General features: G+C 64.1%; 6 protein-coding genes, 1 tRNA gene and 1 pseudogene. 7 read left to right on the top strand and 1 reads right to left on the bottom strand.

What is annotated here, in order from left to right; translation table 11 throughout:
• Positions 1–184 (top strand): hypothetical protein (locus QUV21_RS10990; RefSeq protein WP_300854881.1); only part of this gene is annotated, 184 nt, incomplete at its 5' end.
• Positions 185–459: 275 nt separating this feature from the next.
• Here the strand turns inward: QUV21_RS10990 and QUV21_RS10985 are convergent.
• Positions 460–549 (bottom strand) — tRNA-Ser (locus QUV21_RS10985).
• A gap of 300 nt (positions 550–849) precedes the next feature.
• On the opposite strand from QUV21_RS10985, the pseudogene QUV21_RS10980 reads away from it, so the two are divergent.
• From QUV21_RS10980 to QUV21_RS10955, 6 genes and pseudogenes are all read left to right on the top strand, one after another.
• A pseudogene (locus tag QUV21_RS10980) lies at positions 850–1,248 on the top strand (SPOR domain-containing protein); the annotation flags it as partial.
• A gap of 707 nt (positions 1,249–1,955) precedes the next feature.
• Positions 1,956–3,110, top strand: coding sequence for a D-alanyl-D-alanine carboxypeptidase family protein (locus QUV21_RS10975; protein WP_300854880.1), 1,155 nt, complete (start codon positions 1,956–1,958; stop codon positions 3,108–3,110).
• Positions 3,111–3,728, top strand: coding sequence for a dTMP kinase (gene tmk / locus QUV21_RS10970; RefSeq protein ID WP_300854879.1), 618 nt, complete (start codon positions 3,111–3,113; stop codon positions 3,726–3,728).
• 165 nt (positions 3,729–3,893) lie between these two features.
• Positions 3,894–5,030 carry a DNA polymerase III subunit delta' gene (locus QUV21_RS10965; protein ID WP_300854878.1) on the top strand — a complete coding sequence of 379 codons (1,137 nt, stop codon included), beginning with the start codon at positions 3,894–3,896 and terminating at the stop codon, positions 5,028–5,030.
• 8 nt (positions 5,031–5,038) lie between these two features.
• The gene (locus tag QUV21_RS10960; RefSeq protein WP_300854877.1) at positions 5,039–5,860 is read left to right on the top strand and encodes a TatD family hydrolase; all 822 of its coding nucleotides are present in this window, start codon (positions 5,039–5,041) and stop codon (positions 5,858–5,860) included.
• Positions 5,860–6,657 (top strand): MBL fold metallo-hydrolase, encoded by a 798-nt coding sequence (locus QUV21_RS10955; protein WP_300854876.1) that lies wholly within the window; start codon positions 5,860–5,862, stop codon positions 6,655–6,657. Before QUV21_RS10960 ends, QUV21_RS10955 begins: the two co-directional genes overlap by 1 nt.
• Positions 6,658–6,706 lie beyond the last annotated feature (49 nt).

Below are 6,706 nucleotides of genomic sequence, written 5' to 3'. Positions count from 1 at the left end.
CGACACCCTAGAAGACGGCCCTGCCGGCCTCAAGCAAGGTTCTTCTGACAGCGCCGTTGCGAAGATTGGCGACAAATTCCGCGTCCTCGACTTGACGGAACCTGGCACCCGAGCCGCCGTCGCAACGGCTACGACAATCAAGGCCTTGTACGAGAGCGACGCAGCTGCGGACTACCTGGCCTAGGTCGCGCTCACTTCCGATGCCAGTCGCGCTTTCGAAGCAGATGCCAAAGCGAACCTCATCATCGCGGTTGGACAAGGTTTTGTTGGCTTTCCAGGATCTTGCGGCTCTGAACCGAAAGTGGTCCGGTTAACAGGTCTGGAGAATGTCGGCCCGGAGAGAATGCGTGCCCGCATTTCGGGGCGGGGGCCGGTTAACATCCCCACCCGCATAACCCCCGAAAACAACGGAAAAATCCGGCCGCGGCCGGATCGGGAGAACGCTTTCGCTGGGTTAAGTGGCGGAGGAGGTGGGATTCGAACCCACGGTGGGCTTTCACCCACGTCGGTTTTCAAGACCGGTGCGTTAAACCACTCCGCCACTCCTCCGACAATCGCGACATATGTGCAGGCAAGTGATTCTGAAAGGGAGCATAAAGGGCGAAATCCGCTGATCGTGAAGGGGCCAGCCCGCCTCTGCCCTTTCCACCGGCCCCACAAGCCGGTATGATTATGCTAATGGCATGCGTGCCTGGACCGGACAAGGGCGACAAAGCTCGGGTGGCAGCACCTCCGGACAGGCGGGGCAACGAGAAGCGCGGCGTTCAGACTGCGCGGTTTTGAGGGCGGAAGATGGCACAGGCAGCACTTCGGCACATGATGTTCACTCTGGCAACAGCAGGGGTTCTTATGGGCTGCGTGGAAGGTTCGGGAACCGGATCTGGCACAACATCGGCCCCAGCGGTCCCGGCCAAGTCCGGCACCGGGGCTGACATCGAAGCGCCAGAAGTGTTCCAGACAACCGACAGCGCCCTTTGGGATGGCCGCCCTTCGCTGGGTGGCATCTGGGTTGCCTCGCCCAACGCGACAGACCCGGAGCGGGTGGTGATGTTCAACCCGGCTACCGGAAAATCTGTCACGGGGGCCTTGTTCAGGCGTGAGCGCGACAATCCCGGTCCTACGCTGCAAATGTCATCAGATGCGGCAGAGGCGCTGGGGATGCTTGCCGGTCAGCCGACCCAGATCCAGGTGACCGCGCTGCGCCGCGAGGTTGTCAAGGAAGCCGCCGCCCCGGAACCAGAGATTGCCGACGACGCCGACAGTTCGGAAGCGGCCGCCACCGCTGCGGCTACAACCGCCGCACTCGCTGCCGCGGATTCGGTTGGCGAAACCTTAAGCCCGGAGCCTGACAAGGCGAAAGACCCGGAAACCGCGGCCCTGCCGGATGGAGCCGAGCCTGCCACAGCCGAGCCTGCCGCAGAGGAGCCGCCCGCGCGCAAGACATGGAAAGAGCGCCGGGCCGAAGCCAAGGCTGCCCGCGAAGCAAAGAAGGCAGCGGCTGCAACTGCCGCCGCCGCAAGCATGGAACCTGCGGCCTCTGCCGAGGGTGCCGGGGTCGTTGCCGTAGAGACGGCGCCGATTGATGCGGGTTCTGCGCCGATACCAGCAACGGTTGCGGCCGAACCGGTAGCAAAGCCAGAGCCTGTGAAGACCCGCAGACAGCAAAGGGCGGAAGAAGCCGCTGCCGCGGCGGAAGCCTCGGCAACAGAGGCCCCCACGGCAGCCGTAGCGGCCGGAAGATCGATCATGGTCGCCTCGTTCTCGAAAGAGGAAAACGCGGCACGCGCCGTGGAGGCTTTGGCAAAGATCGGGGTAAGCGCCCAGCCGCGCAAGTCCGAGACCAACGGCAAGGTAGTCTGGGGGGTTGTTGCCCTTGGCGATGAAGCCATGCTTGCATCCATCAAGGCAGCGGGCTTTGCCGATGCCTATTTCCTGAAATGACCCTGAAGCGTCCAATGATCAGACATCTGCGCTCCCTTCTTGCCTGCCTTGCAATCGCGCTTGCCGCCCTGCCGGCGCGCGCTTTCGAAACAGCCGCCAGCGCAGCATGGGTCTATGACATGACGACCCAGACGGTCCTGATGGACAAGAACGCGGACGCCCCCCTGCCCCCTGCCTCCATGTCGAAGCTGATGACCATCAACATGCTGTTTGAAGCGCTCCGCGACGGGCGCGTGACGATGGAGACGGAATTTGCCGTATCCTCGCGCGCCAAGGCGATGGGTGGCTCGACGATGTTTTTGCAGGAAACGGATAGACCCACGGTGAGTGACCTGATTCACGGCATGATCGTGAATTCCGGGAACGATGCCTGTGTCGTGGTGGCAGAAGGGCTTGCCGGCACCGAAGAAGCCTTTGCCGCCCAGATGACCGAGCGTGCGCGGGCGCTTGGGATGACTTCAAGTACCCTTGCGAATTCGAGCGGCTGGCCGCACCCGGACCACCGCATGTCGATGCGTGACCTTGGAATCCTTGCCCAGCACCTGATCGAGGACTTCCCGGACTACTACACGATCTTCGCCGAGACGGAGTACGACTACAAGAACCGGGCGCCAGACAACCGCTTCAACCGCAACCCGCTTCTGAAGCTTGGGATCGGTTCGGACGGGCTGAAGACCGGCCATACCCAGGAAGCTGGGTACGGCCTTGTCGGTAGCGCAAGACAGGGTGACCGTCGGGTGATTTTCGCCATCACCGGCTTGCCATCCGAAAAGGCCCGCGCCGAAGAGGCAGAGCGCATTGTTGCCTGGGCCTTCCGGCAGTTTTCCGAAAAGACCGTCGCCCGGACAGGTGTCCGCGTGGCCGAGGCCGAGGTCTATCTGGGCGATGCCGACACCGTCGGCCTCATTCCCGCCGAGGATGTGCGGCTTCTGGTCCCCGCGCTGGTGCAGGGGGGCATGTCCGCCGAGGTGGTCTACAAAGGCCCCCTGATCGCCCCGGTCCGGGCTGGAACAGCCGTTGCTGAACTGATCGTCCATGTCCCGGACCTGCCCGACCGCCGCTTCGCCCTGGTGGCAGAGGCCGATGTCGGCAAGGCCGGCTTCTTGCGGCGCGTCACGGCCGCTGGCTGGTCGCTTTATGGCCGCTACTTTGGGTTGCCGGCCAGCTGAATGTCCGAGCTTTTCCTCAGCTTTGAAGGCATTGACGGGTCAGGCAAATCAACTCAGGCCCGCCGCCTTGCCCAGAGGCTGCGCCAAGAGGGGCATGCAGTCACCCTGACCCGCGAACCCGGGGGCAGTCCGGGGGCCGAGGAAATCCGCCGCCTGGTGCTGGAGGGTGACCCGGACCGCTGGTCGGCAGAAACCGAAATCCTCCTTTTCACCGCCGCCCGCCGCGACCATCTGGAAAAAACCATTCGCCCGGCTCTGGCCCGCGGAGAAATCGTGATCACCGACCGGTTTGCCGATTCAACCCGGATTTTTCAGGGCATCACCCGGGGCGATCTGTCAGCCACCGTGGACCGATTGCATGACCTGATGATCGGGGTGGAACCCGACCTCACCCTTCTTTTCGACCTTGACCCTGCAACTGGTCTGGCCCGCGCTACCGCCCGCGCAGGAACCGAACTGCGGTTCGAGGACATGGGACTTGCCTTCCAGCAAAAAGCCCGCGCGGGGTTCCTTGCACTGGCCGCCCGCCACCAGCGCTTCCGCGTGATCGACGCCGATGCGGACGCCGATACCGTGGCAGATCGGGTCTGGAAAGCAATGCAAACCCATTTGGCTTGAAAGCCGCCGCCTTGAAGTGCCGCCGTTTCGGGGACATCGAGCCCCCTCGACGGCCCTGCCGGGGTTCGTCACGATGCAAGAGTGGCGGTTTTCGCGCGGAATGAAGTGGCAAGATCAACCGCCGCCCCCTTCCCCCTGCCCCCAACCCTGTGCAATCTGCGCCCCATGGCTGACGCGAAGTCCGATCCCTTGCCCGAACCCGACCGCCTTGAAGGCGCCCCCCACCCGCGCGCGACGCAAGGGCTGTTCGGCCATGCCGCACAAGAAGCGGATTTTCTTGCCGCTTTCGCCACAGGCAGGCTCCATCACGCCTGGATGATCACCGGCCCCAAAGGCACCGGCAAGGCCACGCTTGCATGGCGTCTTGCCCGCTTTCTGCTGGCCACGCCCGAAGATGACGGCGGCATGTTCGCAGCCCCGCCGCCAGACACGATTGATATCCCGCCAAGCCACCCCGTGGCCCGGCGCTTGTTGCAACTGGCCGAGCCGCGAAACTTCCTGCTGCGCCGCGGGCCGAATGACAAGGAAACCGCGCTATCCCAGGTCATCTCGGTCGATGAGGTGCGCAAGATGAAATCCTTCTTCGCGCTGTCTGCTGCGGATGGCGGCAGGCGCACCGCGATCATTGACAGCCTTGACGAGATGAACACCGCCTCGGCCAATGCGCTTTTGAAATTGCTGGAAGAACCGCCCGCCAACGTCACGCTTTTCCTTGTCGCACATCAACCCGCTCGACTTTTGCCCACCATCCGGTCGCGCTGCCGCGAGCTGCGCCTGTCACCACTCGGGCCACAAGACCTTGCCGATGCTCTGACACAAGCCGGGGGGGAGGTCGCACCCGAAGACCGCGCGGCACTGGCCGAACTGTCCACCGGATCGGTGGGCGAGGCCTTCCGCATGACCAACCTTGACGGGCTGAAGCTTTACACCGCCCTTGTGCGCCTGTTTGCCACCCTGCCCCGGATGGATCGGCCACAAGCCCTTGCGCTTGCCGAACTGGCGGCGGGGAAGGGTCAGGCTGAAACCTTCGATCTGCTGGTCACCCTGATCGACCTTTTGCTTGCCCGCCTTGCCCGCCACGGTGTCACCGGCCACCCCGTCCCCGAGGCCGCCCCGGGTGAGGCAACCCTGCTGTCCCGCCTGTCGCCGAACCCCACTGCCGCCCGTGCCTGGGCTGATCTTGCGCAAAGCCTTTCGGCACGCGCAAGGCGGGGCAAGGCAGTCAATCTTGACCCTGCCGCGCTTCTGATGGATATGCTCCTGAAGGTCGACGAGACGGCGGGTTCCCTCGCCCAGAGGTAACTCCCCCCGTGGCAAACACAGCATCCCCCACCCTGCCCGATCTGGTCGACAGTCATTGTCATCTCGACTTTCCCGACCTTGCCGCCGACCATGTCGGCGTGATTGCGCGCGCAGTGGCAGCAGGCGTCAACCGCATGGTCACCATCTGCACCCGCTTGCGTAACGAACCAATCGTCCGTGCCATAGCCGAGGCCCACCCGCAGGTTTACTACGCCGCCGGCACCCATCCGATGAGCGCGGCAGAAGAACCCCTTGCCACCGTGGACGAGTTTGTCGCCCTTGCCCGCCACCCGCGCCTTGTCGGGATCGGTGAGACGGGCCTAGATTACCATTACACCGCCGACAGCAAGGCCATCCAGCAAACCTCGCTGCGCCTCCATATCGAGGCGGCGCAGGCGACCGGTCTGCCGCTGATCATTCACGCCCGCGACGCCGATGAGGACATGGAGACGATCCTTGCCGAAGGCATGGCAAGACAGCCCTACTCTTGTGTGATGCATTGCTTTTCATCCGGCCCTCGTCTGGCCGAAGCGGCGCTGGAGATGGGCTTTTACCTTTCGATCTCGGGTATCGCGGCATTCCCCAAAAGTCAGGCGCTGCGCGATATCTTCGTCGCCGCACCGCTGGACCGGCTGCTTTTGGAAACCGACAGCCCCTACCTTGCCCCGCCACCCCATCGCGGCAAGCGCAACGAACCCGCCTTTGTCGCCCATACCGCACGGGCCATGGCCCCGGTCTTTGGCCTGACGCTGGAAGATTTCGCCGCCCGGACCACCGCCAACTTCGACCGGCTTTTCACCCGCGCCCGGCCAGCAAAGGCGGCTGCGTGATGGCGCGGCTGGCGTTCACCATCCTTGGCTGCGGGTCATCGGGTGGCGTGCCACGCCTTGGCGGCGACTGGGGCGCATGCGACCCGGCAAACCCGAAGAACCGCCGCCGCCGCTGCTCGCTTCTGGTCACCCGCGAAACCGGGGCTGGCACGACCCGCGTCCTGATCGACACCTCGCCCGACATGCGCGACCAGCTCCTTGACGCGGGCGTCGGCACGCTTGATGCCGTGGTCTACACCCACAGCCATGCCGACCACATGCACGGGATCGACGATCTGCGCCAGATCGTCTTCAACCTGAACCGCCGCCTGCCGATCTGGGCCGATGGCCCGACGCAGGAATCCCTGCTGTCGCGCTTCGGCTATGCCTTTGTCCAGCCAGCAGGTTCACCCTATCCGCCCATCCTTGATCTTCTCTCGCTTGACGGCCCGGTGACGGTCACGGGAGATGGTGGCCCGATCACGCTGACCCCCTTCCGCGCCGAGCATGGCAGCATGGACGCACTTGGCTACCGCATCGGCCCACTGGCCTACCTGCCCGATGCCGTCGCAATCCCCGAAGAAAGCTGGCCGCTGCTGGACGGCCTCGATTGCTGGATCGTCGACGCCCTGCGCCGCAAGCCGCACCCGACCCATGCCCATCTTGCCATGACGCTGGACTGGATCGCCCGCGCACAGCCTGCCCGCGCGGTGCTGACCAACATGCACATCGACCTTGACCACGACACGCTTCTTGCCGAACTGCCGCCCCATGTCGTTCCGGCCTACGACGGAATGACAGTCACCTATGATGACTGATCTTCAATCTTCCTCTCTGAGAAAATATCCCACGGGGGTGCGGGGGTGT

Source organism: Tabrizicola sp. (assembly GCF_030373185.1).
Lineage (GTDB): Bacteria > Pseudomonadota > Alphaproteobacteria > Rhodobacterales > Rhodobacteraceae > Tabrizicola.
This window is presented reverse-complemented; position numbering and strand designations above follow the sequence as displayed.